We start from the raw sequence: 24,041 nt of genomic DNA on the forward strand, positions 1-24,041 counted from the left end.
GAGCAGCGGCGCGCCCACACATGGAGGTGTTATGAGTATTCGCAACTGGCCTGCGGCTGAACGGCCCCGGGAACGACTATTGGAACTGGGAGCGAACAGCCTCTCCGACGCTGAACTGCTGGCAATCTTCCTGCGTACCGGCGTGGCCGGAAAAAGCGCGGTAGACCTGGCGCGTTATCTATTGAATGAATTCGGCAGCCTGCGATTGTTAATGGATGCAGACCTGCAAACCTTCAGCGGCCATCTGGGTCTGGGGCCGGCCAAGTTTGCACAATTGCAGGCCGTGATGGAAATGGCCCGGCGCCACATGGCAGAAAACCTGCGCCGCGACTCCGCCCTGGAAAACCCGGATCAGGTCCGCCGCTACCTCAAGGCACAACTGCGTGACGAACCCCACGAAGTATTCGGCTGCCTTTTCCTCGACAACAAGCACCGCGCCCTGAACTTCGAAGTTCTGTTCCAGGGCTCGATCAATCAGGCATATGTGCATCCGCGACAGGTGGTCAAACGCGCCATCGCCAACAACGCCGCCAGCCTGATCCTCTGCCACAACCATCCTTCCGGCGTCAGCGAGCCGAGCCAGGCCGATATCGAACTGACCCGAAGGCTCAAGGACGCGTTATGGCTGGTTGACGTAAAAGTGCTGGATCACCTGATCATCGGCGATGGCGAGCCGTTGTCGATGGCGGAGTGTGGGTTGATCTGAACCTGTGGGACCGGCTTTAGCCGGGAAGGCGCCGGCAGGATCGATACACTCCTGCCGTCGTTAGTATCACCTTCCCGGCTAAAGCCGGTCCCACAATTGTGCAGCGCTATTATTTGAGGGTCACCCTGGAAAAATCCTGCCGACCAAACGGGCTGACTTCATAGCCGCTGACATTCTTGCGTGTCAGGGTCGCCGCCGTCGGGTGCGCCAGCGGCAGCCACAGGGCCTGCTGCTGAATCTGCTCCTGAGCCTGGTGATACAGCTTGCTGCGCTGAGCCTGATCGGCCGTGGCCTTGCCCGCGCTGATCAGCTTGTCCAGACCCTCGTCGCAATAGCGGGCAAAGTTGGTCCCGGACTTCACCGCAGCACAGGAAAACTGCGGCGTCAGGAAGTTATCCGGGTCGCCGTTGTCGCCGGCCCACCCCATGAACAACAGGTCATGCTCGCCCGCCTTGGCCCGACGAATCAGCTCGCCCCACTCGATCACCTTGATCTCGGCGGTGATGCCGACTGCTTTCAGGTCAGCCTGCAACAATTGCGCGCCCAGATTGGGGTTGGGGTTGAGCAGACTGCCCGAAGGGCGGGTCCAGATGGTGGTCTTGAAGCCATCCGGCAGCCCGGCCTTGGCCAGCAGCGCCTTGGCCTTGGCCACATCATGCTGATAGCCGGGCAGGTCCTTGGCGTAGCTCCAGGTATTCGGCGGGTAAGGCCCGTTGGCAGCCGTGGCCGTGCCTTCGAAGACCGCCTTCAGGTAGTTGCTCTTGTCGAAGGCCAGGTTGATAGCCTGCCGTACCTCAGGTTTGTCCAATGGCGGGTGCTGGCTGTTGATCGCGACAAATGCCGTCATGAACGCATTGTTCTTCTCGACCTTCAGCGCCGCATCCTTGCTGGCGGCCTCGACATCCAGCGGCTTGGGCGACAGGGCGATCTGGCACTCGTTCTGGCGAATGCGTTGCAGGCGCACGTTGGCGTCCGGAGTGATGGCGTATACGAGCGCGTCGACGCCAGGCTTGCCTGCGAAGTACTCCGGATTGGCCTCGTAACGCACCACCGCATCTTTCTGGAAGCGCTTGAAGATGAACGGCCCAGTGCCGATTGGTTGGCTATTGAGCTTCTCCGGCGTGCCTGCCTTGAGCAACTGGGCGGTGTATTCAGCCGAATAAATAGAAGCGAAGCCCATGCTCAGGGTCGCGAGGAAAGTCGAATCGGGGTGGTCGAGGACAAAGCGCACGGAATGGGCGTCAGGCGCTTCGATCGTCTTGATCAGCGCGGGCAGTTGCATCGACTGGGCATGGGGGAAGCCGCTCTGGGCGACTTTGTGCCACGGATTGGCCGGATCGAGCATGCGCTGGAAGCTGAATACCACGTCATCGGCAGTCAGCCCACGGCTCGGCGTGAAATAATCGGTATGATGAAACTTCACATCCGGGCGCAATTTGAAGTCATAGGTCAGACCGTCTGCCGATACCGTCCAGCTTTCGGCCAGACTCGGCACCAGCTTGCCACTTTTGGCGTCAAACTCGACCAGGCGGTTCATCAACACGTCCGCCGAAGCGTTGGTGGTGGTCAGGGAGTTGTACTGCACCACATCGAAACCTTCAGGGCTGGCCTCGGTGCAGACGCTCAGGGTGGTGGCTGCCTGGGCCAGCAGCGGGGCGAATAAAAACGGTAATACGGCGAGACGCATGGCGATATTCCTGTTCAGAAAGGGCCCCATCTGCTCGCGCAGTCTGGTGAGGAGCTAACCCTAGACCATGCGCCGATCCAGAACAATCGTTACCGTGCGACGAATGGTCAGTTAGCCAGCATGCCCTATGGGCCTGTGTATCGCGGCTCATCGGGGCCGCGACAGAAAACTAATCGGGGATGATTGTTGTAGGTCAAAAGCCTTTCTGGTATAAAGCAGCGCTCTTTTCTAGGGGCCCGGTTCCTTCACTGTAGGTGTAGCCGGTAAGACCCTTAAAGAAACGCGGCGCCTGGCGCCAAATGACTGAGAGATTAAGCGGCCAACCCATGCCGGGTTGGGCATGTGGTTTTAGAGGGCTGAGGCATGTCGAGAGTATGTCAAGTTACCGGTAAGGGTCCGGTAACCGGGAATAACATTTCCCACGCAAACAACAAAACCCGTCGTCGTTTCCTGCCAAACCTGCAGCATCACCGCTTCTGGGTTGAAGAAGAGAAACGTTTTGTTCGTCTGCGCGTATCTGCCAAAGGCATGCGTATCATCGACAAGCGTGGCATCACTGTAGTGCTCGCTGAACTCCGTCGCGACGGCAAAATCTAAGGGAGAACGTCATGCGTGAATTGATCCGTTTGGTGTCGACTGCTAACACCGGTCACTTCTACACCACCGACAAGAACAAACGTACTACTCCGGATAAAATCGAAATCAAAAAATTCGATCCGGTAGCACGTAAGCACGTGATCTACAAAGAAGCCAAAATCAAGTAATTGATTTTTCTTCTGCAAAAAAGGCCCGCATCGTCAGATACGGGCCTTTTTTGTTGTCCGTGAAATACAGCTAGACCGGCTTCGCCTCGAATACCACGTAAATCTTCCGGCACGCCTCAAGCACCTCCCAGGTGCCCTTGAAACCCGCCGGGATCACGAAGCGGTCACCCGCGCGCAAGGTCTTGGCGCCACCGGCCTCGTCTCTGAGCACCGACACGCCCTGCACGATCTCGCAGTATTCGTGCTCGGTGTAATTGACCAGCCATTGCCCGACCTCACCCTCCCAGACACCTGCATTGAACTGCCCGCAGGGGCTGTTGTAATGGTTGTAGAGGGTTTGCCGGGGGTCACCCTTGAAGACTTTCTCGGGCGCTGGCCGGTAATGTTCGGGGGCGACACCCGGCTTGCTGAAGTCGACGATCGCTTCGATATCCATCGGTTGATTCCTCTGCCGTAAGCACATGGACCTTTGACGAGGCTGTCAGGCGTTAGTGCCTTGAGCCGCCCGAAAAGGCCGTTTAATAAATCGAACATCACAGGGTGATCCAGGCGGCATCTGTCAAATATATTGGAATTTGCCCAATCCCTGGTTTAGGGTGGTGAGTACGCTTGCAGCGCTGGATGCATATCTAAACACCAACAGGAGGACGTTCGGATGACCACTTTGACTCAGGCTGACTGGGAACAACGCGCCCGGGAATTGCAGATCGAAGGCCGCGCCTTCATCCATGGCGAGTACACCGCCGCCGCTGACAACGCCACGTTCGACTGCATCAGCCCGGTCGACGGCCGACTGCTGGCCAAAGTGGTCAGCTGTGATGCCGCCGACGCGCAACGCGCTGTCGAAAGCGCCCGTCGCACCTTCGACTCTGGCGTCTGGTCGCGCCTGGCCCCAGCCAAACGCAAGGCGACCATGATCCGCTTTGCAGGCCTGCTGAAACAGAATCTGGAAGAGCTGGCCCTGCTCGAAACCCTCGACATGGGCAAGCCCATCAGCGATTCCCTGGGCATCGATATTCCCGGCGCCGCCAATGCCCTGAACTGGAGCGGCGAGGCCATCGACAAACTGTATGACGAAGTCGCTGCCACGCCCCACGACCAACTGGGCCTGGTAACCCGTGAACCTATCGGCGTCGTCGCCGCCATCGTGCCGTGGAACTTCCCGCTGCTGATGGCCAGCTGGAAACTGGGCCCGGCCCTGTCCAGCGGTAACTCGGTGGTGCTCAAGCCGTCGGAAAAGTCGCCACTGACGGCCATCCGCATCGCGCAACTGGCCATTGAAGCCGGGATCCCTGCTGGCGTGCTCAACGTACTGCCAGGCTATGGCCATACTGTCGGCAAGGCCCTGGCCCTGCATATGGACGTCGACACTGTGGTATTCACCGGCTCGACCAAAATCGCCAAGCAACTGCTGGTGTATTCCGGCGAGTCGAACATGAAGCGCGTCTGGCTCGAAGCCGGTGGCAAGAGCCCGAATATCGTCTTTGCCGACGCACCAGACCTGCAGGCCGCCGCCGAATCCGCTGCCAGCGCCATCGCCTTCAACCAGGGCGAAGTCTGCACCGCCGGTTCGCGCCTGTTGGTCGAGCGCTCGATCAAAGACAAATTCCTGCCCATGGTGATCGAGGCTCTCAAGGCCTGGAAACCGGGTAACCCGCTGGATCCGGCGACCAATGTTGGCGCCCTGGTCGACACCCAGCAAATGAATACCGTACTGGGCTATATCGAAGCCGGGCATGCTGATGGCGCCAAACTGGTTGCAGGCGGCAAACGCATCCTGCAGGAAACCGGCGGCACTTATGTCGAGCCGACAATTTTCGATGGTGTCAGCAATGCCATGAAGATTGCGCAGGAAGAGATCTTCGGCCCGGTACTCTCGGTGCTGACTTTCGACAGTGCCGAAGAAGCGATCAGCATCGCCAACGACACGCCTTATGGCCTCGCGGCGGCGGTGTGGACGGCGGACCTGTCCAAGGCACACCTGACCGCCAAGGCGCTGCGCGCCGGTAGCGTGTGGGTCAACCAGTACGATGGCGGCGACATGACGGCACCTTTCGGCGGCTTCAAGCAGTCGGGTAACGGTCGCGACAAGTCCCTGCATGCCTTCGACAAATACACCGAGCTGAAGGCCACCTGGATCAAGCTGTAACCGCCATGGAGTAAGGCATGCGTTGGGCAAGCTATTTTGCAGTGCTGGCCTCGGTGTTGAGCGTGGGGCTGGCGCTGGGCGTGAGCATGCCGCTGGTGTCGTTGCGCCTTGAGGCTTGGGGCTATGGGCCTTTCGCCATCGGGGTAATGGCAGCGATGCCAGCCATAGGCGTCCTGCTCGGCGCGGGGCTGGCCAGCAAGCTGGCCGCGCGCTTTGGTACCGCCAGTCTGATGCGTGCCTGCCTGTGGGCTGGCGGCCTGTCCGTGGGCCTGCTGGCGCTTTTGCCGTATTACCCGATCTGGCTGGGATTGCGCCTGATGCTGGGGGTGATCCTGACCATTGTGTTTATCCTTGGCGAAAGCTGGATCAACCAGCTGGTGGTCGAACAATGGCGTGGGCGGTTGGTGGCGCTGTATGGCAGCAGCTATGCCCTGAGCCAACTGGCCGGGCCGTTGCTGCTGAGCGTCATGGGCACCGACACGGACTACGGCTTCTGGATCGGCGTCGCCCTGTTGGCAACCTCACCGCTGCTGCTGCTTGGTCGCAGCGGCGCTCCCGGTACGGAAAATACCCATGTCACCTTCGGCGATCTCTTCGGTTTCTGTAGGGGGCTGCCCGCAATTGCCTGGGCGGTGGCACTTTTCGCCGCATTCGAGGCGATGATTCTCACGCTGTTGCCGGTCTATTGCCTGCGCCAAGGGTTTACTCCGCAAGTGGCACTGGCAATGGTCAGCATCGTGGTCGTAGGCGATGCACTGCTGCAACTGCCTATTGGCGCATTGGCCGACCGCATCTCCCGGCGCGCCCTGTTTTCCGGCTGCGCCCTGGTGCTGCTGGTGTCGAGCCTGATGATTCCGCTATTGGTCCAGACGCCACTGATCTGGCCGCTATGGGTACTGTTCGGCGCCAGCGCCGGAGGCCTGTTCACCCTGTCGCTGATCCTGATCGGCGAACGCTATCGCGATGACGCCTTGGTCCGGGCCAATGCCCATGTCGCGCAACTCTGGGGCATCGGCTGCCTGCTGGGGCCGCTTGCAGCCGGGGCGGGCAGCCAGTGGATCAGCGGCCAGGCGCTGCCATTGTTGATGGCGGCGGGGGCGTTGGGGTTGGTGATATTGGCAAGGCAGCGGCATGCGTTTGGAAATGTAGAACCGGTTGCGGCTTAGCACCTGTAGGAGCTGCCGAAGGCTGCGAAAGCGGTTTATCTGGCAGACCCATTCGCAGCCTTCGGCAGCTCCTACAGATGGCATCGGTCAGGCAATAAAGCCGGCCCCACATCAGGTCGTGTATTTGCCGATACCTTGTTGAGGCGCTACAACATCTTCTCCAACCCAACCGCTCCACTGAGCCACGCATTGAAGCGCCGCCACATGCTGCCAGGTTCCTTGTGCAAGGTATGCAGCCTGCCATTGTCTTCGGTCACCCACACCACCTCGCCATCCTCCAGACGAGGCTCGTAGCTCAGCGCCGGGGCCATGCCTTGCAATGCCAGCTCCCGCAGCTTTTCGGTCAGCTCCGGGCTGTAGACCAACACACCGACCTCGGTATTCCACAGCACCGAGCGCGGGTCGAAGTTGAATGAGCCAACAAAGGCCTTCTCGCGATCAAAGATCATCGCCTTGCTGTGCAGGCTGGATTCGGAACCACGGAACGAGCCCTTCTTGAACAGGTGCGGACCGCTGCCGCCATGGGTATCACCGGGCTGACGGCGAAGCTCGAAGAGTTTCACCCCATGAGCCAGCAGCGCCTTGCGATAGGGCACATAGCCGCCGTGCACGGCAGGCACGTCGGTCGCTTCAAGGGAGTTGGTCAACAGGCTGACAGCAACGCCGGCATCCGCGCGCCCCGTCAGGTACAGCAATCCTTCCTGGCCGGGTACGAAGTAGGCGGAAATCAGCATCAATTCCTCATGCACAGCCTTGAGCTCGGGCGCCAGCTGACTGGTCAGCAGCAACTGCGGATCGGGCTCATCACGGGCCAGGACTTTGCTCGGGGCATCCCACAACGCCTGGTTCCAGGCCCAGATCAGCTCATTGAACCAGGTTCTGAGATGCGGCTGAGTCTTGTAGGCCATCAAACGTTCATACAACGCCTTGTGCTGCAGATGGGATTGCTCAAGGGAAACTTCCAGCTCCCTGCGTCCCTCGGCCAAATCCGCCACTGTCGGCAGAAAATAGACAAAATCGCCAATGGGCTTGCTCAGGGCGCTGTTCCAATACTGATCGAAGCTGTGACCTAGCTGCTCAGCCACCGGCCCGACGCTGAGAAGGTCGATATCGGTGAAGTTGAGATTGGGCTCTGCATCAAAATACTCGTCACCCAGGTTACGCCCGCCGACAATCGCCACGCTGCTGTCAGCCAGCCATAGCTTGTTATGCATGCGCCGATGCTGGCGCGACAGATTCAGCAGACGCCCGACATTGCGCGTCACACCGGTTTCGCGGCCCAGCTCCTGAGGGTTGAACAGGCGAATCTGGATATTCGGATGGGCTGCCAGGGTGGCGATAACCGAGTCCAGACCATCGCTGGTGGTGTCATCCAGCAATATGCGCACCCGCACGCCGCGATCTGCGGCCTTGAGCAACTCATCGACCAGTGCTCGGGTACTCAAGCCGTCATGGACGATGTAGTACTGCAGGTCGAGGCTGCTTTTCGCATTGCGGATCAGTTCGGCCCGGGCAATGAAGGCCTCGGTGCTGCTGGACAACAGGCGAAAGCCCGAGCGTCCACCGTGAGGCGCGGCCATGGCCTGGATCGAGCGGCCAAAGGCCGAGTCCGAGGGCGGCAGCGCCTGGCTTGGCCGATCCGGCGTCGGCAAATGGGCACAGCCGCTGATGCAAAGCGCAAACGACAGGGGCAGCGCCCATTGGCTTTTCAAAGAAATCATCCGCAATACAGATCCTGGCGATATGACGCTGATATCAGGTAAAAGTTACGCCTTGTCGCTGCCTGAACATTCGCCAACGCCCGTCACTTAGTCAGTTTGTGCCATTAACTCGCTGACAGCGGCGCCGACCTTGCGCACGGCATTCTCCACTTCGCTGGTCGGCTTGGCCGAATAATTCATGCGCAGGCAGTTCCGGTATTTGCCGGACGCCGAGAAAATACTGCCTACCGCCACCTGCACGCCCTGATCCAGTAGCGCCCGATTCAAGCGCAGGGTATCGAAATCATCCGCCAGCTCCACCCACATCATGAAACCACCTTGTGGCCGACTGACCCGGGTGCCCGCCGGAAAGTAACGGGTAATCCAGTCGATCATCTGGTCGCGACCACGCTGGTACTGGCTGCGCATGCGCCGCAGATGCGGCTCGTAGTGGCCTGCCTGAAGAAACTCGGCAATAGCCATTTGCGGCTGGGTCGCGGTAGAACCCGTGCCGATGTATTTCATGTGCAACACCCGCTCCAGGTAGCGCCCCGGTGCAACCCAGCCAATGCGCAGGCCGGGTGCCAGGGTCTTGGAAAATGAACTGCACAGCAGGACACGACCATCGACATCGAAGGACTTGATCGTCCGTGGTCGCGGGTAGGTGTAGGACAGATCGCCATACACATCGTCTTCGATAACGGCCACGTCATAGCGCTGGGCCAGGGTCAGCAAGGCCCTCTTGCGTGCCTCCGGCATGATGTAGCCCAGCGGGTTATTGCAGTTGGGGGTCAACTGTATGGCCTTGATCGGCCATTGATCCAGGGCCAGCTCCAGCGCTTCGAGACTGATGCCAGTGATAGGGTCGGTAGGAATCTCCAACGCCTTCATGCCCAAGCCCTTGAGGGTCTGCATGGCGCCGAAGAAGCTTGGCGAATCAACGGCCACGATATCTCCCGGCGCGCAAATCGCGCGAATGCTGGCAGACAGCGCCTCATGGCATCCCGTGGTGACTACCAGTTCACTGGCATTGACCCGGCAGCCCGAGTCCAGCATCAACCGGGCTATCTGATCGCGCAGGGCCTGAGTGCCGTAGATATTGTCGTAATACAGGCCCGGCATATCGTGATGCCGACTGATCTTGCCCAAGGCGCGCAAGAGCGGCCGCAGGGTCGGGCTGCTGACATCCGGCATGCCGCGCCCCAGCTGAATCACACTGGGATCAAGCTTGGCCCTGATCAGTTCCAGCACCTGGTCCCACTGGGAGATATCCACCGGCCTCTGTGCTGGCCGTCCTACAGCTGGCAAGGCAGGCGCCTTACGACTGGCGGGTACGAAATAACCCGATTTCGGCCTCGGCGCCGCCAGGCCGTTGTCTTCAAGCAAGCGATAGGCCTGCTGCACGGTGCTGAGGCTCACGCCATGCTCCGTGCTCAAGGCGCGCACCGAAGGCAGGCGATCACCGGGGCGGTAGAAGCCGTTTTCAATACGCGCACCGAGCAATTCGGCAAGATTGACGTAAAGCGTCATGAAATACTCTCGCTACAGGACACAGGACCATACAGATAGCGCAAAAATACAGCATTCAGCGACCGAAATAACCTGACTGTATGCAAATAAATAGTTTTGTTTGAATCTGTAATGGTTTTACCCGCCCCGCCATTATGGAGCCACACCACACAGTGATTGGAGGCAGGGAGATGAACGGGTTAAGCGATGTGCGTCTGGCGCTTTACAGCCAAGAGTTGGGCGAGGGGATCGGGAGCAAACTGTCCTGCCCGCCCAACATGAACCGCTGGGCGCTGTATCGTCACCGCTGGATGTCGCGCAAGACCCTGCTCAGACTCACAACCGAACAACTGCACGACATCGGTATCACCACAGAACAGGCCAGGAATGAAGGGCTCAAGCCGTTCTGGCGTGAATGAAGAATGGCTCAGGTCAGCTCTTTGAGCCGGTGCCAGAGCATCCCCAGTGCCAGCAGGGGCGAACGCAAATGCTGGCCACCGGGGAAGGTGATGTGAGGAACCCTGGCAAACAACTCGAAGCCATCGCTGTGCTGACCGGAGATGGCTTCGCCCAATAGCCTGCCCGCCAGATGCGTAGCATTGAGGCCATGGCCCGCGTAAGCCTGGGCATAGAAGACATTGGGTTGGTCCTTGAGCCGACCGATCTGCGGCAGACGGTTTGCGCCGATGCCGATCATCCCACCCCATTGGTAGTCGATCTTCGTCCCGGCCAGTTGCGGAAATACCTTGAGCATTTTGGGCCGCATATACGCAGCAATATCCTGCGGATCACGCCCGGAATAATGACAGGCACCGCCGAACAGCAAACGGCGATCGGCAGATAGCCGGTAGTAATCCACCGTGACCCGCTGATCGCACAACGCCAGGTTCATCGGCGAGATCTCGTTAGCCAGCGCCTCACTCAGGGGTTCAGTCGCAATAATGTAGCTGCCCGCTGGCAGCACCTTGCCACTGAGCTGTGCGTCGAGGCCATTGATATAGGCGTTGCAGGCCAGTACCAGCGTCTTCGCCCGGACATTGCCCTGGGCGGTATGGACATTCACCTGGGGGCCATAGTCGATGCGCGTCACTGCCGACTGTTCAAATAAGTGCACGCCCAGCGTACGGGCAACAACCGCCTCACCAAGGGCGAGGTTCAGGGGATGCAGATGCCCCGAGCCCATATCGATCATGCCGCCGACATAACGATCCGAGCCGACGACGCTGTGCATGTCTTGAGGTTGTACCAGGCGCAACTCATGGCGGTAGTCCAGTTCGCGAAGCTCTGCAGCGTCCTCCTCGAAACCGGCAAGATGCGCAGGCTTGTTGGCCAGGTCGCAGTAACCCCAGGTCAGGTCGCAATCGATGCCATAACGCTCGATGCGCTGGCGAACAATCTCCACCGCTTCAAGCCCCATGAGTTTGAGCTGGCGCACGCCGTCGCTGCCGATAACCGGCGCGAACTGTTCCACGCCATGGCCAACACCGCGAATCAACTGCCCGCCATTACGCCCACTGGCGCCCCACCCCATGCGATGCGCCTCCAGCAACACCACCTTCAGCCCGCGCTCGGCCAGCTCAATGGCTGTATTGAGCCCGGAAAAACCGCCGCCGACCACACAGACATCGGCGACCAGTTCGCCTTGCAGGGGCGGATGCACAGGCTGTTCGCGGCTGCTGGCGGCGTAATAAGAGGCGGTATGCTGCATAGGATTTATCCGCAGGCCTGTGTGAAAAACTTTACGGAGCATAGGCTGCTGGCTGAGGGAGGGGCAAGTGAGGCAAAATCCCCCGCGCACCATGGCGCCCGTTGGAGCGAGGCTTGCCCGCGAAGAAAGATAACGCGGTTTGCCTGATTCAACGCAGCGATTGTTTCGCAGGCAAGCCTTGCTCCAACGGAAATCCGCGAACTCCTTCTCCAACAGGTAAACCCTTCCAATGAGCTGTAACAGCCAGAAAATCCGCTCATTGCGCCAGCAGATTCCTTCATTCGAATGCGTGCCCGGCTGCCACGACTGCTGCGGTCCGGTCACCACCTCATCTGAGGAAATGGCGCGCCTGCCGCGCAAGACCGCTGCCGAGCAGGAAGCCGCCCTCAACGAACTGAACTGTGTGCACCTGGGCCCCAACGGCTGCACGGTATACGACGAGCGCCCGCTGATATGTCGATTGTTCGGCACCACCCCAAGCCTGCCCTGCCCCAACGGGCGGCGGCCGGTGGAAATGATTCATCCAAGGGTGGAAAAGCAGGTACATGAGTACATTGCCAGTACGCGGCAGGTGCTTGTTTAGTCCGTAACCCCTCAAGGCCTCAAGCCTCGTGACTGAAATACTCGGCTCGCGCTGGAATTAACAAACTTCGACTGCTTTAATCCAAAACACCCTCACAGAGAAACCCGCCGTCCTCTGCGACTTAAGCACTGATGACGGCGGATGACAATGGAACATCAAAACAACAACACGACGACAATCCCAACTACCAGTCCCGCAGAAAACAGAACCACCTGGTCTCGCAAAGCAAAAGTCTACGGTATTCCCCTGCTAATGTTTTCGCTTGGGTGCCTGATACTGTACGCACGCAACATGGACCCTTTCCTGAACCCCATCGTCTACACAGAAGACGGCGTATGGGTTGCGTTAGGCCTGAACCAAGGATGGGGCTACGCCCTGCTCAACGCAAAACCCACTTATTTTGTCTTTATCAATATATTCTTACTCTATCTATCCAGCACAATAAGCCTTGTTGTGAGCGGAAATCCGTTATTTCTGCTCCCGGAAGGGATCGCCATCATGTCTGGCTTTTTTTACTCCGCGGCAACGACTTTGGTATTTATCACTGCCCGGAAAATGATATCCGAGCGACTGAGTTACCTGGCTTACTTTCTGATCCTATTGATGCCCTTGGGCATCAGCATGAACATCATTATCGGCAGACTATCGCAAATCGGTTTTTTTATTCCCTTGGTCGTCGCCTGCTTATTATTTTGGCGAGATGTGATAATCCACAAGCGCGGACGTTATGCCGTGGACATGCTGGTGGTCTTATGCGCAGGAACGAATCCTGTTGTATTTGCAATCTGCGGAGCATGGTTTGCGCTGAAACTATGGGACCTACGCCGAATCGGTACTCTTTTGGCAAGCACCTGGAGCCTGAGCATCCCGCTGGCCATCCTGGCACTATGCCTCATTCCAAAGATGGGAGCAGACTACGGCATGGCCCGGCAATTTAACGGCGAAAACCTGATTGAATCGTTGATAGGACGCCCCATTGCCTACGCCTTTCTATTTCCATGGTACAGCAAGTTATCCAACACACTTTGCATCATTTTTCTTGCTACCTACATACAATTTGTCAGGATCGCCTATAAAAAATCCGATCGTCCATCCAGACAGTTTATTCAGCTGCTTTCATCGAGCCTGTTCATTTATACCATCGCCACTAATGTCATGCGGCCAGGCCTGACAGGGTTATTATCCGGGTACCAAATACTGACCGCCGATCAATATTTTTATGGCGTTAACGCAATGGCTATTCTCCTGGCAACGATTTCGGCAGGCCAATACCTTAAGTCCGGTTATATGAAAACAGTGGCAAAGAGCGCGATCATTGCCATCCTGCTTATTTATGCCATCGGTTACTCCTCTGTATTCGAAGGGGCAAAACCGGTTTTATCGGTGCGTCCAGACTTGAGTTTTCGCGAGCAGATATGCGCAAGCGAACCGGTTGGCGATGGCACAACATGGGCAATAAAAATTTACTTCCCGCACCCTACCCTGATCATGGTGGTACCTCGTCGCTACATCGACAAGAGCAATTGTGTCGCCCAACAACTTGATGGTTTCGTGGCACTGTATACCAATCCGCTGAAGACCCCGACTTTCAGCGGCGATGAAATAAATATCACCTGTCTGTCATCCATCGATGAAGTGGGTAACCCCCCCGCTCCGCAATCGAGCAGCTTTGACACCACACAGGTACTTAACGTACGAGGCTGGCTGGCGCTATCGACGGATATCCCCCGTTTATTTGATCAGACGTACCTGACCTTGACCGATGCCCAGGGCCAGCGAGTATTCGTATCTACCACCTCCGAGAAGAGGCGGGACGTTGCCCAGGCCTATCAACATCGCGAGCTTGCTGCTGCGGGCTTCAAATCGTCGGTTGGCCTGACCGATCTCAAGGGGTCGTACAAATTGGGCCTGGCGGGTTTGAGCCAATCTCGATTGTACGTATGCAACCAGTTCTCCATCCCGCTAACGATCCCCTGAACATCACTCCGGAATCGGCAGATTCAGACTCTCTTTCACCTCTTCCATCACGATATAGCTCTTGGATTCACGCACGTGGGGCAGCTTGAGCAGGATGTCGCCCAGCAGCTTGCGGTAGGAGGCCATCTCCGAGATACGCGCCTTGACCAGGTAATCGAAATCCCCCGAGACCAGATGGCATTCCAGGACGTGGGGCAGTTTCAGGACGGCGCGGCGGAATTCTTCGAAAGTGTCGCCGGACTTGTAGTCCAGGCTGATCTCGACGAAAACCAGCAGGCTGGCCTTGAGGCTCTGGGGATTGAGACGGGCGTTGTAGCCCATGATGATGCCTTCGCGCTCCAGACGCCGGACCCGCTCTGTACAGGGCGTGGTAGAGAGGCCGACGCGCTCGCCAAGCTCGGTGAACGAGATCCGGCCATCAGCCTGCAGGATGCGCAGGATACTGCGGTCGATCTTGTCCAGTTCACGTTTTGACTGGTGCTGGGTGCGCATGGAAAAGCTCCTCTCTGCCAAAGGCACTGTTGCCGGGAATTCCCGTTGAATATAGGTCTTTATATAGTGAAAAGCACTGCCCAATGCTTTTTATACTGAGCACATCCTTGCTTACATTTGCACATCTTCAGCGGATATCCGCGACGGAGTATTCAACATGCGCGTTCTGGTCCTCGGCAGCGGCGTCATTGGCACCACCAGTGCTTACTATCTGGCAAGAGCCGGTTTCGAGGTGACGGTGGTTGACCGTCAGCCAGCCGCCGCCATGGAGACCAGTTTTGCCAACGCCGGACAGGTATCGCCGGGCTACGCCTCGCCCTGGGCGGCGCCGGGCGTGCCGCTCAAGGCAATCAAATGGCTGCTGCAACGCCATGCGCCGCTGGCAATCAAGGCCACGGCGGATATCGACCAGTACCTGTGGATGGCACAGATGCTGCGCAACTGCACCGCCAGCCGTTATGCCGTGAACAAAGAGCGCATGGTGCGCCTGTCCGAGTACAGCCGCGACTGCCTCGACGAACTGCGCGCAGAAACCGGCATCGCCTACGAAGGCCGCACCCTGGGCACCACGCAACTGTTCCGCACCCAGGCGCAACTGGATAACGCCGCCAAGGACATCGCCGTACTCGAACAGTCCGGCGTGCCTTACGAGTTGCTCGACCGCGACGGCATCGCCCGTGTCGAGCCGGCCCTGGCGGGTGTCACCAACATCCTGGCAGGTGCCCTGCGCCTGCCCAACGACCAGACCGGCGACTGCCAGCTGTTCACCACTCGCCTGGCGGACATGGCGGCGGAACTGGGCGTGGAATTCCGCTATAACCAATCCATCGAGCGTATCGACTTCGCCGGTGATCGCATCAATGGCGTATGGATCGACGGCAAGCTGGAAACCGCCGACCGCTACGTCCTGGCCTTGGGCAGCTATTCGCCGCAGCTGCTCAAACCGCTGGGTATCAAGGCGCCGGTCTATCCGCTCAAGGGCTATTCCCTGACAGTACCGATCACCAACCCGGCCATGGCCCCGACTTCGACCATTCTCGACGAGACCTACAAGGTCGCGATCACCCGTTTCGATAACCGTATCCGCGTCGGCGGCATGGCAGAAATTGCCGGTTTTGACCTGTCGCTCAATCCGCGTCGGCGTGAAACGCTGGAGATGATCGTCGGCGACCTCTATCCTCAGGGCGGTGATCTGACCCAGGCCGATTTCTGGACCGGCCTGCGCCCGACCACACCGGACGGCACGCCGATTGTCGGCGCCACACCGTTTCGCAATCTGTTCCTTAATACCGGCCACGGCACCCTTGGCTGGACCATGGCCTGCGGTTCCGGGCGTTTGCTGGCCGACCTGATCGCCCGCAAAACCCCGCAAATCAGTGCCGCGGGTCTCGATATTTCTCGCTATGGCAGTTCCAAGGAGATCGCAAAACATGTCAATCCAGCGCCAGCTCACCAATGAGCGCATGAGCCAGCTCGTCACCCACAACGGCACCGTCTACCTCGCGGGCCAGGTGGGTGACGACATGGCCGCCGGGATCGAGCAACAGACCCGGGAGACGCTTAACAACATCGAGCGACTGCTGGACCTGGCCGGGACCGACAAGACCCGTATCCTGTCGGTAACCATCTACCTCAAGGACATCGATGCGCATTTCGCCGGCATGAATAGCGTATGGGACACCTGGCTGCCCAAAGGCTCAGCGCCTGCACGGGCCACCGTGGAAGCCAAGCTGTGCGAGCCAGAGATTCTGGTTGAGTTGTCTGTTGTAGCGGCGTTGCCGTAAAGCGATACCCCGTACCCTGTAGGAGCTGCCGAAGGCTGCGATGCGGTTTCACCGGATACACCGCCTTCGCAGCCTTCGGCAGCTCATACAAGGCTTCATTTTCTTCAATTCAGAATCCCGTCATGCGTCCAGCTCGCGCCCTTATCGATCTTCAAGCCCTGCGTCACAACTACCAGCTCGCCCGCGAAAGCACCGGGGCCAAGGCCCTAGCCGTGATCAAGGCCGATGCCTACGGCCATGGCGCGGTAAAGGTTGCCCAAGCCTTGCAGGATCAGGCCGACGGCTTTGCCGTGGCCTGCATCGAAGAAGCCCTGGAGCTGCGCGCAGCCGGTATCCGGGCGCCGGTCCTGTTGCTGGAAGGCTTTTTCGAGGCCGATGAACTGGCGCTGATCGTCGAACATGACTTCTGGTGCGTCGCCCACTCGCCATGGCAGGTCGATGCCATCGAGCGAGCGGCGCTGAGCAAGCCAATTACGGTCTGGCTCAAGCTGGACTCGGGCATGCACCGTGTCGGCCTGCATCCTCACGAATATCAGGCGGCCTATCAGCGCCTGCAAGCGAGCGGCAAGGTCAGCAAGATTGTCCTGATGAGTCACTTTGCCCGCGCCGACGAGCTGGACAGCCCGCGCAGCGAAGAACAGCTGGAGATTTTCCAGGCCGCTCGCCAGGGCCTGAACGCCGAGATCAGCCTGCGCAATTCCCCGGCAGTACTGGGCTGGCCGCAGATCCCCAGTGACTGGGTACGCCCCGGCATCATGCTGTACGGCGCCACGCCCTTCGATCAGCCGCAAACCCTGGCCGATCGCCTGCAACCGGTGATGAGCCTGGAATCAAAGATCATCAACGTGCGCGAACTGCCTGCCGGTGAGCCGGTGGGCTACGGCGGCGCTTTTGTCACCGAGCGCCCGACCCGCATCGGCGTGGTCGCCATGGGGTATGCCGATGGTTATCCCCGCCAGGCCCCCACCGGCACGCCGGTATGGATCGATGGCCAGCCAAGCCAGTTGCTCGGGCGAGTCTCCATGGACATGCTCTGCGTGGACCTGACCCATCTGCCCCGTGCCGGACTCGGCAGCGACGTCGAACTGTGGGGCAGAAACGTCCCGGTCGGTGAAGTCGCCTCCCGCGCCGGGACCATCGCGTATCAAATCCTGTGCAACCTGCGCCGGGTGCCAAGGCTCTATTGCGGGGCTTGACGCGATACCGTCAGTGCCCCCTCCCATAGCGGCCACCCAATTGGGGCGGCCGCTAGTCCCCTGTCTTTGCCGTCAACCGGTTCAGGTGTTGTAAATACTGAACGCTGTTGCCATCATGCGCACTTCTGACCATCCCAGACCTATCAAGGGGGCTGCCGTATTGGACGTCGGTGAACGACTGCAATCCATTCGTAAACTCAGGGGCCTGTCCCAACGCGAACTCGCCAAGCGGGCAGGCGTGACCAACAGCACTATCTCGATGATCGAGAAGAATAGCGTCAGCCCGTCGATCAGTTCGCTGCGCAAGGTGCTGGGCGGTATCCCGATGTCCATGGTCGAGTTTTTTTCCGAAGAGCTCGAGCAAGAAAACCCCACGCAGGTCGTCTACAAGGCCAGCGAACTGATCGATATCTCGGACGGCGCTGTGACCATGAAACTGGTCGGCAAGGCCCATCCGAGCCGCGCCATTGCATTTCTTAACGAGATCTACCCGCCGGGCGCTGACACTGGTGACGAGATGCTGGTGCACGAGGGTGAGGAGACCGGCATCCTCGTCGAAGGCCGCCTGGAACTTGTGGTCGGCGTAGACACCTACATCCTCGAAGCGGGGGACAGCTATTATTTTGATAGCACCAAACCCCACCGTTTCCGCAATCCGTTCGATGTCCCGGCGCGACTAATCAGCGCAGCCACGCCCGCCAACTTCTGAGCGAAACCCCGCCCAAGGCCCACACGACGTGGGCTATCGGCTTGGAAAGCTGATTTGCACCGCCGCCAGCGAATAACCCTTCTTTCATTAGGGATGTTTCGGAGTAAAAGACGAAGGGCTATACTTCTGCCGCCCGCTAAAACCGTGGCGGCGGGCGTGATCAGTCACCATGAGGGTGTAAAGCGTGGACCTAACTAACAAGATTCTGGCAGCGACCGCCGTATTGGCCTTCTGGGCCTTCGGCGCTCAGGCCGCTACCAATGATGACATCGCCAAACGACTGGAGCCGGTGGGTCAGGTCTGCATTCAGGGCAAGGAGTGCGCCGGCATGAACGTGACGGCGTCGGCCGGTGGCGGCGGTGGGGCGAAATCCCCTGACGACGTCATCGCCAAGCATTGCAATGCCTGCCACAACTCCGGCCTGCTGGGCGCGCCGAAGATCGGCGACAGCGCAGACTGGAGCAAACGCGCCAAGGAACAGGGCGGCCTCGACGCGCTGCTGGCCAAGGCTATCACCGGTATCAACGCCATGCCGCCGAAAGGCACCTGCGCCGACTGCTCTGATGATGAGCTCAAAGGCGCGATCAAGAAGATGTCCGGGCTGTAAACATCGCCTGTGGGAGCGATTCATTCGCGAAGAGGCCAGTACATCCGACGCCTATGTTCGCCAGATGTATCGCTTTCGCGAATGAATGCGCTCCCACAAAAAATCGCCTCTACATCACTTTAACAACAGCAATGCAGTAATTTCCTACACATCCCGGTCCAATCTGAACATCCAGGATGCTCCGGGAAAAATCCGATGCCGCAGTACTGTTCCATCGAACACGCCGTCGATCAGGTGCTCGCGCGATTGCCGACCCATATTCGTATGGCCATGCCTCTGGGCCTGGGCAAACCGAATCGGTTCGCCAACGCGCTGTACACTCGGATCAAACAGCTGCCTGAACGCCAACTGACCATTTACACCGCCCTCAGCCTGGGTCGACCAAAGGTCGGTGAAGGGTTGCCTGCGCGCTTCCTCGAACCTTTTCAGGCACGGATCTTCGGTGATTACCCGGAGCTGCAATACCTGAGCGATCTGTATGTCGACAAGCTGCCGGACAATATCCACGTCGAGCAATTCTTCATGCAACCCGGCAGCCTGCTGCACAGCACCCAGGCGCAACAGAGTTACGTCAGCAGCAACTACAGCCATGCGGCGCGGGATATCAACGCCAATGGCGTCAACCTGATTGCCCAGATGGTCGCTCGGGACGAGCAAAAACCCGACCACCTGAGCCTGAGCTGCAACCCCGACGTCACCCTGGACTTGCTGCGACTGGTCGCCAAACGCCGTGAGCTGGGCGAAACCATTCTGCTGCTCGGGCAGGTGCACGCCGATCTGCCGTACATGCCCGGCGACTCCGAACTGGATTTAGAAGCCTTCGACCTGGTGCTGGAAGAAGAGGAGCGCAGCACACTGTTTTCCACGCCAAACATGCCGGTGGGCATGCAGGACCACTTTATCGGCCTGCATGCCAGCACTCTGGTCCGGGATGGCGGCACCCTGCAGATCGGCATCGGTGCCATGGGCGATGCCCTGACCGCGGCCTTGCTCGCGCGCCAGGCCGATCAGGACAGTTATCACAGCCTGCTGGCCGAACTGGAGGTCAGCGACTGGCTGCCCCTGATCGAACGCGAAGGTGGCCTGGCGCCCTTTGGCATGGGCCTGTATGGCTGCAGCGAAATGTTCGTCAACGGCCTGCTGGTGCTGGCTGATGCAGGCATCATCCGACGACGGGTCTACGCCGATATCGACCTGCAACGCCAGGCCAACGAAGGCATGCTCGACGAAAACGAGCAGGACGGTGGAACCCTGATACATGGCGGCTTCTTCCTTGGGCCGCAAAGTTTCTATGCGCGCTTGCGCGAACTGCCCTCGGACCGGCTGGCGCAGTTCAACATGACCGCCATCAGCTACATCAACGAGCTGTACGGCAACGAAGAACTCAAACGCCTGCAACGCCGCGATGCACGCTTTATCAACAGCGCGTTCAAGATGACCCTGCTGGGCGCGGCGGTATCCGACCAACTGGAAGACGGGCGGGTACTGAGCGGCGTTGGCGGCCAGTACAACTTTGTCGCCCAGGCCCACGCCCTCGAGGGCGCACGTTCGATCCTGATCATGCGCAGCTGGCGTGAATCCGGCGGCGACGTGACCTCCAATATCGTCTGGGACTACGGCCACGTGACCATTCCCCGACATCTGCGCGATATCGTGATCACCGAATACGGTATCGCCGACCTGCGGGCGAAAACCGACGCAGAGGTCATCGAGGCGCTGCTCAATATCACTGATTCGCGCTTCCAGAATGGCCTGATCGAGCAGGCACAGCGAGCGGGCAAGCTGCCCAGGGACTTTGTGCTGGACCCGCGCTTTACCCGCAATACACCCGAACGATTACAGGAGATCCAGGCACGTTATCCGTCGTTGTTCCTCGAATACCCCTTGGGCAGCGACTTCTGTGCCGAAGAAAAGGACCTGCTGCGCGCACTGAACTGGCTCAAGAGCAAATTCAAGCTCACCGAGCTGCTGGAACTGGGCAAAGCGACCCTCGACGCCCCGGAACCTGCGGCCTTTGCCGCACATTTGCAGCGCATGGAGCTTGATCAGCCGCGCAGCTTGCGTGAAGAGTTGTATCAGCGGTTGTTGCTGGCGGGCCTGCAGTCCACCAAGCAAGCCTGAGAACGAGGTTCTGTAGGAGCTGCCGCAGGCTGCGAAAGCGATGTGTCAGATAGCCCGATTCGCGGCCTTCGGCAGCTCCTACAGATTCAGCACTGCGTTTACATCAGCGCCTTGCTTGCCATCAATATCGCCGCCAACACCCCAACCACCGCAAACAACTGCTGCAAGCGCGGCCCGGCCAGGTACCGGGTCAACTGCCTGCCCGCAATCAGCCCCAACACTGCGCCGATAGCAAAAGGTGCCCCCACCGCCCAATGCATGACCCCGGCCACGCTGGCCGTCACCACGCTGCCGGTAGACACCAGGGCAATCACCGCCAGGGACGTCGCCACCACGCTTTTCATCTCCAGATCGGTGTAGCGTGTCAGGGCCGGAATGATGACGAAGCCCCCGCCCACCCCGAGCAAACCGGAAAGCAGCCCCGACAGCGCGCCGGTCACAGCCAACGCGCGAAAGCACGGCAAGGTCCAGCGCAGCCGACCCTGCAACGGGTTGAGCACACAAGGCAGAAACGCCGCACGCGGCGCAGGCTGGGCGGTTTTCAGCTCGCGCCGGGCCTTGAGGAAAATCCGCCCGCAGGCGTAGACCATTACTGCCGCAAACCCCAGGGCCAGAGGCATATTGGGCAAGCGATGGGCGAGCCACAGGCCAACGGGCGCGAACAGCACGCCAATTCCGGCGATATAGGCCGCAGCCCGATAACGCACAATGCCCTGACGCAAGCCCAACAAGGCACCCACCGCCGACGCCAGCCCTACCGCCAACAAGCCCACCGGCGCCGCCTCGACCATGGACAGACCCAGGCCAAATACCAGCAAAGGCACAGCAAGAATGCCGCCACCGGCGCCGGTCAGCGCCAGGATCATGCCGATCAGCGCTCCGAGCCCGCCACCCAATAGTTGATGTTCATTCATTGCGCAGCGGGCCCGACCGGTTGCAATTTCGGCTCAGCCAGCCATTCATGGCCCTTGAGCATGCCGCGCCAGTACAGCGGAGGCAGGATGCGTTCCTTCAGCCACCAGGCCAGCCGGGTCGGCTTGCGGCCGTCGAGCAGCCAGCTCGGGAAGCTCGGCGCCAGCTTGCCGCCATAGGTGAACTCGGCCAGCACGATCTTGCCCCGCGCCACGGTCAGCGGGCACGAGCCATAACCATCGTAATGAGCCAGGCGCTCGCGGCGGCCCAAAGCCACCAGCAGGTTGTTCGCCACTATAGGCGCCTGCTTGCGCGCGGCCGCAGCAGTCTTGGCATTGCTGGTATTGGCGACATCGCCCAGGCTGTGGATATTGGCGAAGCGGCGGTGCTGCAAGGTCGCCGGATCGACATCGACCCAACCCGCCGCATCGGCCAGGGCACTGCCACGAATGAAGTCCGGCGCCACCTGGGGCGGTACCACATGCAGCATGTCAAAGGCTTCAACCACCGTCTCGGTACTGCCATCGGCCAGGCTGCGGACAAAGGTCGCGCGCTTGCCCGGCCCGTCGACAGCCACAAGCCGGTGGCTGAATTGCAGATCGACCTCGTAGCGCTCGATGTAGCTCATCAACGCCGGCACATAGTCGGCCACGCCGAACAGCACGGCCCCGGCGTTGTAGAAGCGCGCATCGATCTGCCCCAGCAACCCCGATCGCAGCCAGTGATCACAGGACAGATACAGCGCCTTTTGCGGCGCCCCGGCGCATTTGATCGGCATCGGCGGCTGGGTAAACAGCGCGCGACCCTGCTTGAGTTGCTGCACCAGTTGCCAGGTATAAGGCGCCAGGTCGTAGCGATAGTTGGAGGTCACGCCGTTGGCGCCGAGGGTTTCAGTCAGCCCGTCGATGGCAGCCCAGTCGAGCTTGAGGCCGGGGCAAACCACCAGTTGTTCGTAACTGACCGTGCGGCCGTTATCCAGGGTCAGGGCATTGGCCTCAGGGGAGAAACCCGCCACTGCCGCCTTGATCCACTGCACGCCACGGGGAATCAGCGAGCCAAGGGTCCGGACAGTGGACTGCGGGCGAAACACCCCGGCGCCGACCAGGGTCCAGCCCGGTTGGTAGTAATGCACGTCGGCGGGATCGACGATGGCGATATCCAGGGACGCGTCACGGGCCATCAGGCTCGACGCCGTGGCAATACCGGCCGCGCCGCCGCCGATGATCAGGATCTGGTGATGGCGTTCGCCCATGGTGTGGGTAGAAGCAAAATCAGGCATGGCAGCAATTCCGATTGAGTCAAAGGACATTGAGCGGGATTTTCAGATAGCTCACGCCATCGCTTTCCGGTTCCGGGAAGTGGCCGCTGCGCATATTGATCTGCACCGCAGGCAGGATCAGCACCGGCATGTCCAGGGTGGCGTCCCGGGCTTCACGCATGCGTACGAAGGCTTCTTCGTCGATGCCCTCATGCACGTGGATATTGCTCACGCGCTGTTCCTCGACCGTGGTCATGTACTGCAACTCGCGACCGTTGGGCAGGTAGTCATGGCACATGAACAGACGGGTCTGGGCGGGCAGGGCGAGGATGCGCTTGATCGAGTGATACAGCGTGCGCGCACTGGCGCCCGGGAAATCGCAGCGGGCGGTGCCGTAGTCCGGCATGAACAGGGTGTCGCCGACAAAGGCCAGGGTCTGGCCATCGGCTTCGATCACGTAAGTCATGCAGGCCGGGGTATGGCCGGGGGTGTGCATGGCCCGGGCCTGGATCGAGCCGATCATGAAGCGCTCGTCATCCTCGAACAGTTGGTCGAACTGGCTGCCATCACGGGCGAAATCAGCCGGCGCGTTAAACAGCTTGCCGAAGACTTTCTGCACCGCCGTGATATGGCTGCCAATGGCCGTCTTCGCTCCGAGCTGCGCCTTGAGATAGGCCGCCGCCGAGAGGTGATCGGCATGCACATGGGTTTCCAGAATCCACTGCACCCTGGCGTCCAGTGCCTTGACCCTGGCGATCAACTGATCGGCGGTGTCGGTGCGGGTGCGCCCGGACTTGGGATCGTAGTCCAGCACGCTGTCGATCAGCGCGCAGTGGCGGGTGCTGCGGTCCATGACCAGGTAGCTGATGGTCCAGGTGTGCGGGTCGAACAGGGCTTCTACGTGCAGGGTCTCGCTGATGATCATGTGCAGGCTCCGCAAACAGTGCTTTTGCCAGAAACATAGCTGGCAGTCATACACTGTCAGTGTCAATTTGCGTGCCAAACGTCCGACA

At 59.7% G+C, this 24,041-nt stretch carries 23 protein-coding genes; 14 read left to right on the forward strand and 9 right to left on the reverse strand.

What is annotated here, in order from left to right:
* The first annotated feature begins 31 nt into the window (after positions 1-31).
* A complete protein-coding gene (gene radC, locus ACCD02_RS00695; RefSeq protein ID WP_413298020.1) occupies positions 32-706 on the forward strand; it encodes a RadC family protein in 675 nt (224 codons plus the stop codon).
* Positions 707-815: 109 nt separating this feature from the next.
* Here the strand turns inward: radC and ACCD02_RS00700 are convergent, their stop codons facing one another.
* A complete protein-coding gene (locus tag ACCD02_RS00700) occupies positions 816-2,393 on the reverse strand; it encodes an ABC transporter substrate-binding protein (RefSeq protein WP_413298021.1) in 1,578 nt (525 codons plus the stop codon).
* Between the two features lie 363 nt (positions 2,394-2,756).
* Between ACCD02_RS00700 and rpmB the strand changes: the two genes are divergently transcribed.
* Positions 2,757-2,990: a 50S ribosomal protein L28 gene (gene rpmB / locus ACCD02_RS00705; protein ID WP_007920377.1), complete on the forward strand. Its 234-nt coding sequence runs from the start codon at positions 2,757-2,759 to the stop codon at positions 2,988-2,990.
* A gap of 11 nt (positions 2,991-3,001) precedes the next feature.
* Entirely contained in the window at positions 3,002-3,157 is a 156-nt protein-coding gene (gene rpmG, locus ACCD02_RS00710; RefSeq protein WP_062379766.1) for a 50S ribosomal protein L33, read from the forward strand.
* 70 nt (positions 3,158-3,227) lie between these two features.
* Here rpmG and ACCD02_RS00715 read toward each other — a convergent pair whose 3' ends face one another.
* Positions 3,228-3,593, reverse strand: coding sequence for a cupin domain-containing protein (locus ACCD02_RS00715; RefSeq protein WP_413298022.1), 366 nt, complete (start codon positions 3,591-3,593; stop codon positions 3,228-3,230).
* A 219-nt stretch (positions 3,594-3,812) separates the two neighbouring features.
* On the opposite strand from ACCD02_RS00715, the gene ACCD02_RS00720 reads away from it, so the two are divergent.
* Positions 3,813-5,306, forward strand: a complete 1,494-nt coding sequence (locus tag ACCD02_RS00720; RefSeq protein ID WP_413298023.1) for an aldehyde dehydrogenase — start codon at positions 3,813-3,815, stop codon at positions 5,304-5,306.
* A 17-nt stretch (positions 5,307-5,323) separates the two neighbouring features.
* The gene (locus tag ACCD02_RS00725; protein ID WP_413298024.1) at positions 5,324-6,472 is read left to right on the forward strand and encodes an MFS transporter; all 1,149 of its coding nucleotides are present in this window, start codon (positions 5,324-5,326) and stop codon (positions 6,470-6,472) included.
* Positions 6,473-6,618: 146 nt separating this feature from the next.
* Here the strand turns inward: ACCD02_RS00725 and ACCD02_RS00730 are convergent, their stop codons facing one another.
* Both ACCD02_RS00730 and ACCD02_RS00735 read right to left on the reverse strand, forming a co-directional pair.
* Entirely contained in the window at positions 6,619-8,193 is a 1,575-nt protein-coding gene (locus ACCD02_RS00730) for a phospholipase D family protein (protein WP_413298025.1), read from the reverse strand.
* A gap of 87 nt (positions 8,194-8,280) precedes the next feature.
* Positions 8,281-9,702 (reverse strand): PLP-dependent aminotransferase family protein, encoded by a 1,422-nt coding sequence (locus tag ACCD02_RS00735; RefSeq protein ID WP_413298026.1) that lies wholly within the window; start codon positions 9,700-9,702, stop codon positions 8,281-8,283.
* 170 nt (positions 9,703-9,872) lie between these two features.
* On the opposite strand from ACCD02_RS00735, the gene ACCD02_RS00740 reads away from it, so the two are divergent.
* Complete coding sequence (locus tag ACCD02_RS00740; RefSeq protein WP_413298027.1) at positions 9,873-10,100, forward strand: DUF1127 domain-containing protein; 228 nt, start codon at positions 9,873-9,875, stop codon at positions 10,098-10,100.
* 8 nt (positions 10,101-10,108) lie between these two features.
* On the opposite strand, the gene ACCD02_RS00745 is transcribed toward ACCD02_RS00740, so the two are convergent.
* On the reverse strand, positions 10,109-11,389 hold the full coding sequence (locus ACCD02_RS00745) for an NAD(P)/FAD-dependent oxidoreductase (RefSeq protein WP_413298029.1): 1,281 nt from the start codon (positions 11,387-11,389) through the stop codon (positions 10,109-10,111).
* Between the two features lie 229 nt (positions 11,390-11,618).
* On the opposite strand from ACCD02_RS00745, the gene ACCD02_RS00750 reads away from it, so the two are divergent.
* Positions 11,619-11,972 carry a YkgJ family cysteine cluster protein gene (locus ACCD02_RS00750; protein WP_413298030.1) on the forward strand — a complete coding sequence of 118 codons (354 nt, stop codon included), beginning with the start codon at positions 11,619-11,621 and terminating at the stop codon, positions 11,970-11,972.
* A 147-nt stretch (positions 11,973-12,119) separates the two neighbouring features.
* Positions 12,120-13,949 carry a hypothetical protein gene (locus ACCD02_RS00755; protein ID WP_413298032.1) on the forward strand — a complete coding sequence of 610 codons (1,830 nt, stop codon included), beginning with the start codon at positions 12,120-12,122 and terminating at the stop codon, positions 13,947-13,949.
* Between the two features lie 3 nt (positions 13,950-13,952).
* Here ACCD02_RS00755 and ACCD02_RS00760 read toward each other — a convergent pair whose 3' ends face one another.
* Complete coding sequence (locus tag ACCD02_RS00760) at positions 13,953-14,441, reverse strand: Lrp/AsnC ligand binding domain-containing protein (RefSeq protein ID WP_259101343.1); 489 nt, start codon at positions 14,439-14,441, stop codon at positions 13,953-13,955.
* Between the two features lie 157 nt (positions 14,442-14,598).
* Here ACCD02_RS00760 and dadA point away from each other — a divergent pair, with 157 nt between their 5' ends.
* The 6 genes from dadA (at position 14,599) to ACCD02_RS00790 (ending at position 20,858) form a co-directional block, all read left to right on the forward strand.
* Positions 14,599-15,900: a D-amino acid dehydrogenase gene (gene dadA, locus ACCD02_RS00765; RefSeq protein WP_413298033.1), complete on the forward strand. Its 1,302-nt coding sequence runs from the start codon at positions 14,599-14,601 to the stop codon at positions 15,898-15,900.
* Positions 15,872-16,225: a RidA family protein gene (locus tag ACCD02_RS00770; RefSeq protein ID WP_259101338.1), complete on the forward strand. Its 354-nt coding sequence runs from the start codon at positions 15,872-15,874 to the stop codon at positions 16,223-16,225. The genes dadA and ACCD02_RS00770 overlap by 29 nt, the downstream gene beginning before the upstream one ends.
* Positions 16,226-16,347: 122 nt before the next feature.
* Positions 16,348-17,421, forward strand: coding sequence for an alanine racemase (gene alr / locus ACCD02_RS00775; protein ID WP_413298034.1), 1,074 nt, complete (start codon positions 16,348-16,350; stop codon positions 17,419-17,421).
* A gap of 160 nt (positions 17,422-17,581) precedes the next feature.
* Positions 17,582-18,130, forward strand: coding sequence for a cupin domain-containing protein (locus ACCD02_RS00780; RefSeq protein ID WP_413298312.1), 549 nt, complete (start codon positions 17,582-17,584; stop codon positions 18,128-18,130).
* A 184-nt stretch (positions 18,131-18,314) separates the two neighbouring features.
* Positions 18,315-18,737, forward strand: coding sequence for a c-type cytochrome (locus ACCD02_RS00785; RefSeq protein WP_413298035.1), 423 nt, complete (start codon positions 18,315-18,317; stop codon positions 18,735-18,737).
* Positions 18,738-18,932: 195 nt separating this feature from the next.
* A complete protein-coding gene (locus ACCD02_RS00790; RefSeq protein ID WP_413298036.1) occupies positions 18,933-20,858 on the forward strand; it encodes an acetyl-CoA hydrolase/transferase C-terminal domain-containing protein in 1,926 nt (641 codons plus the stop codon).
* Positions 20,859-20,956: 98 nt separating this feature from the next.
* Here ACCD02_RS00790 and ACCD02_RS00795 read toward each other — a convergent pair whose 3' ends face one another.
* From ACCD02_RS00795 to ACCD02_RS00805, 3 genes are read right to left on the reverse strand one after another with little or no spacing between them, the layout of a single operon-like run.
* Positions 20,957-21,772, reverse strand: a complete 816-nt coding sequence (locus ACCD02_RS00795) for a sulfite exporter TauE/SafE family protein (protein WP_413298037.1) — start codon at positions 21,770-21,772, stop codon at positions 20,957-20,959.
* Positions 21,769-23,022 (reverse strand): FAD/NAD(P)-binding oxidoreductase, encoded by a 1,254-nt coding sequence (locus ACCD02_RS00800; RefSeq protein WP_413298313.1) that lies wholly within the window; start codon positions 23,020-23,022, stop codon positions 21,769-21,771. The genes ACCD02_RS00795 and ACCD02_RS00800 overlap by 4 nt, the downstream gene beginning before the upstream one ends.
* Before the next feature lie 46 nt (positions 23,023-23,068).
* Positions 23,069-23,953 carry an MBL fold metallo-hydrolase gene (locus tag ACCD02_RS00805; protein ID WP_413298038.1) on the reverse strand — a complete coding sequence of 295 codons (885 nt, stop codon included), beginning with the start codon at positions 23,951-23,953 and terminating at the stop codon, positions 23,069-23,071.
* Between the last annotated feature and the right edge of the window lie 88 nt (positions 23,954-24,041).

It is taken from the genome of Pseudomonas sp. Pseusp88 (assembly GCF_047303955.1).
In the GTDB taxonomy this organism is placed as follows: Bacteria; Pseudomonadota; Gammaproteobacteria; order Pseudomonadales; family Pseudomonadaceae; genus Aquipseudomonas.

Bases quoted from the DNA above. Each gene is read 5' to 3' on its own strand.
- ACCD02_RS00760 (WP_259101343.1), bottom strand. From the start codon at position 14,441: ATGCGCACCCAGCACCAGTCAAAACGTGAACTGGACAAGATCGACCGC.
- ACCD02_RS00745 (WP_413298029.1), bottom strand. From the start codon at position 11,389: ATGCAGCATACCGCCTCTTATTACGCCGCCAGCAGCCGCGAACAGCCT.
- ACCD02_RS00735 (WP_413298026.1), bottom strand. From the start codon at position 9,702: ATGACGCTTTACGTCAATCTTGCCGAATTGCTCGGTGCGCGTATTGAA.
- ACCD02_RS00795 (WP_413298037.1), bottom strand. From the start codon at position 21,772: ATGAATGAACATCAACTATTGGGTGGCGGGCTCGGAGCGCTGATCGGC.
- rpmG (WP_062379766.1), top strand. From the start codon at position 3,002: ATGCGTGAATTGATCCGTTTGGTGTCGACTGCTAACACCGGTCACTTC.
- ACCD02_RS00700 (WP_413298021.1), bottom strand. From the start codon at position 2,393: ATGCGTCTCGCCGTATTACCGTTTTTATTCGCCCCGCTGCTGGCCCAG.
- ACCD02_RS00720 (WP_413298023.1), top strand. From the start codon at position 3,813: ATGACCACTTTGACTCAGGCTGACTGGGAACAACGCGCCCGGGAATTG.
- ACCD02_RS00755 (WP_413298032.1), top strand. From the start codon at position 12,120: ATGGAACATCAAAACAACAACACGACGACAATCCCAACTACCAGTCCC.
- dadA (WP_413298033.1), top strand. From the start codon at position 14,599: ATGCGCGTTCTGGTCCTCGGCAGCGGCGTCATTGGCACCACCAGTGCT.
- ACCD02_RS00750 (WP_413298030.1), top strand. From the start codon at position 11,619: ATGAGCTGTAACAGCCAGAAAATCCGCTCATTGCGCCAGCAGATTCCT.
- radC (WP_413298020.1), top strand. From the start codon at position 32: ATGAGTATTCGCAACTGGCCTGCGGCTGAACGGCCCCGGGAACGACTA.
- rpmB (WP_007920377.1), top strand. From the start codon at position 2,757: ATGTCGAGAGTATGTCAAGTTACCGGTAAGGGTCCGGTAACCGGGAAT.
- ACCD02_RS00800 (WP_413298313.1), bottom strand. From the start codon at position 23,022: ATGGGCGAACGCCATCACCAGATCCTGATCATCGGCGGCGGCGCGGCC.
- ACCD02_RS00790 (WP_413298036.1), top strand. From the start codon at position 18,933: ATGCCGCAGTACTGTTCCATCGAACACGCCGTCGATCAGGTGCTCGCG.
- ACCD02_RS00805 (WP_413298038.1), bottom strand. From the start codon at position 23,953: ATGATCATCAGCGAGACCCTGCACGTAGAAGCCCTGTTCGACCCGCAC.
- ACCD02_RS00725 (WP_413298024.1), top strand. From the start codon at position 5,324: ATGCGTTGGGCAAGCTATTTTGCAGTGCTGGCCTCGGTGTTGAGCGTG.
- alr (WP_413298034.1), top strand. From the start codon at position 16,348: ATGCGTCCAGCTCGCGCCCTTATCGATCTTCAAGCCCTGCGTCACAAC.
- ACCD02_RS00730 (WP_413298025.1), bottom strand. From the start codon at position 8,193: ATGATTTCTTTGAAAAGCCAATGGGCGCTGCCCCTGTCGTTTGCGCTT.
- ACCD02_RS00715 (WP_413298022.1), bottom strand. From the start codon at position 3,593: ATGGATATCGAAGCGATCGTCGACTTCAGCAAGCCGGGTGTCGCCCCC.
- ACCD02_RS00770 (WP_259101338.1), top strand. From the start codon at position 15,872: ATGTCAATCCAGCGCCAGCTCACCAATGAGCGCATGAGCCAGCTCGTC.
- ACCD02_RS00740 (WP_413298027.1), top strand. From the start codon at position 9,873: ATGAACGGGTTAAGCGATGTGCGTCTGGCGCTTTACAGCCAAGAGTTG.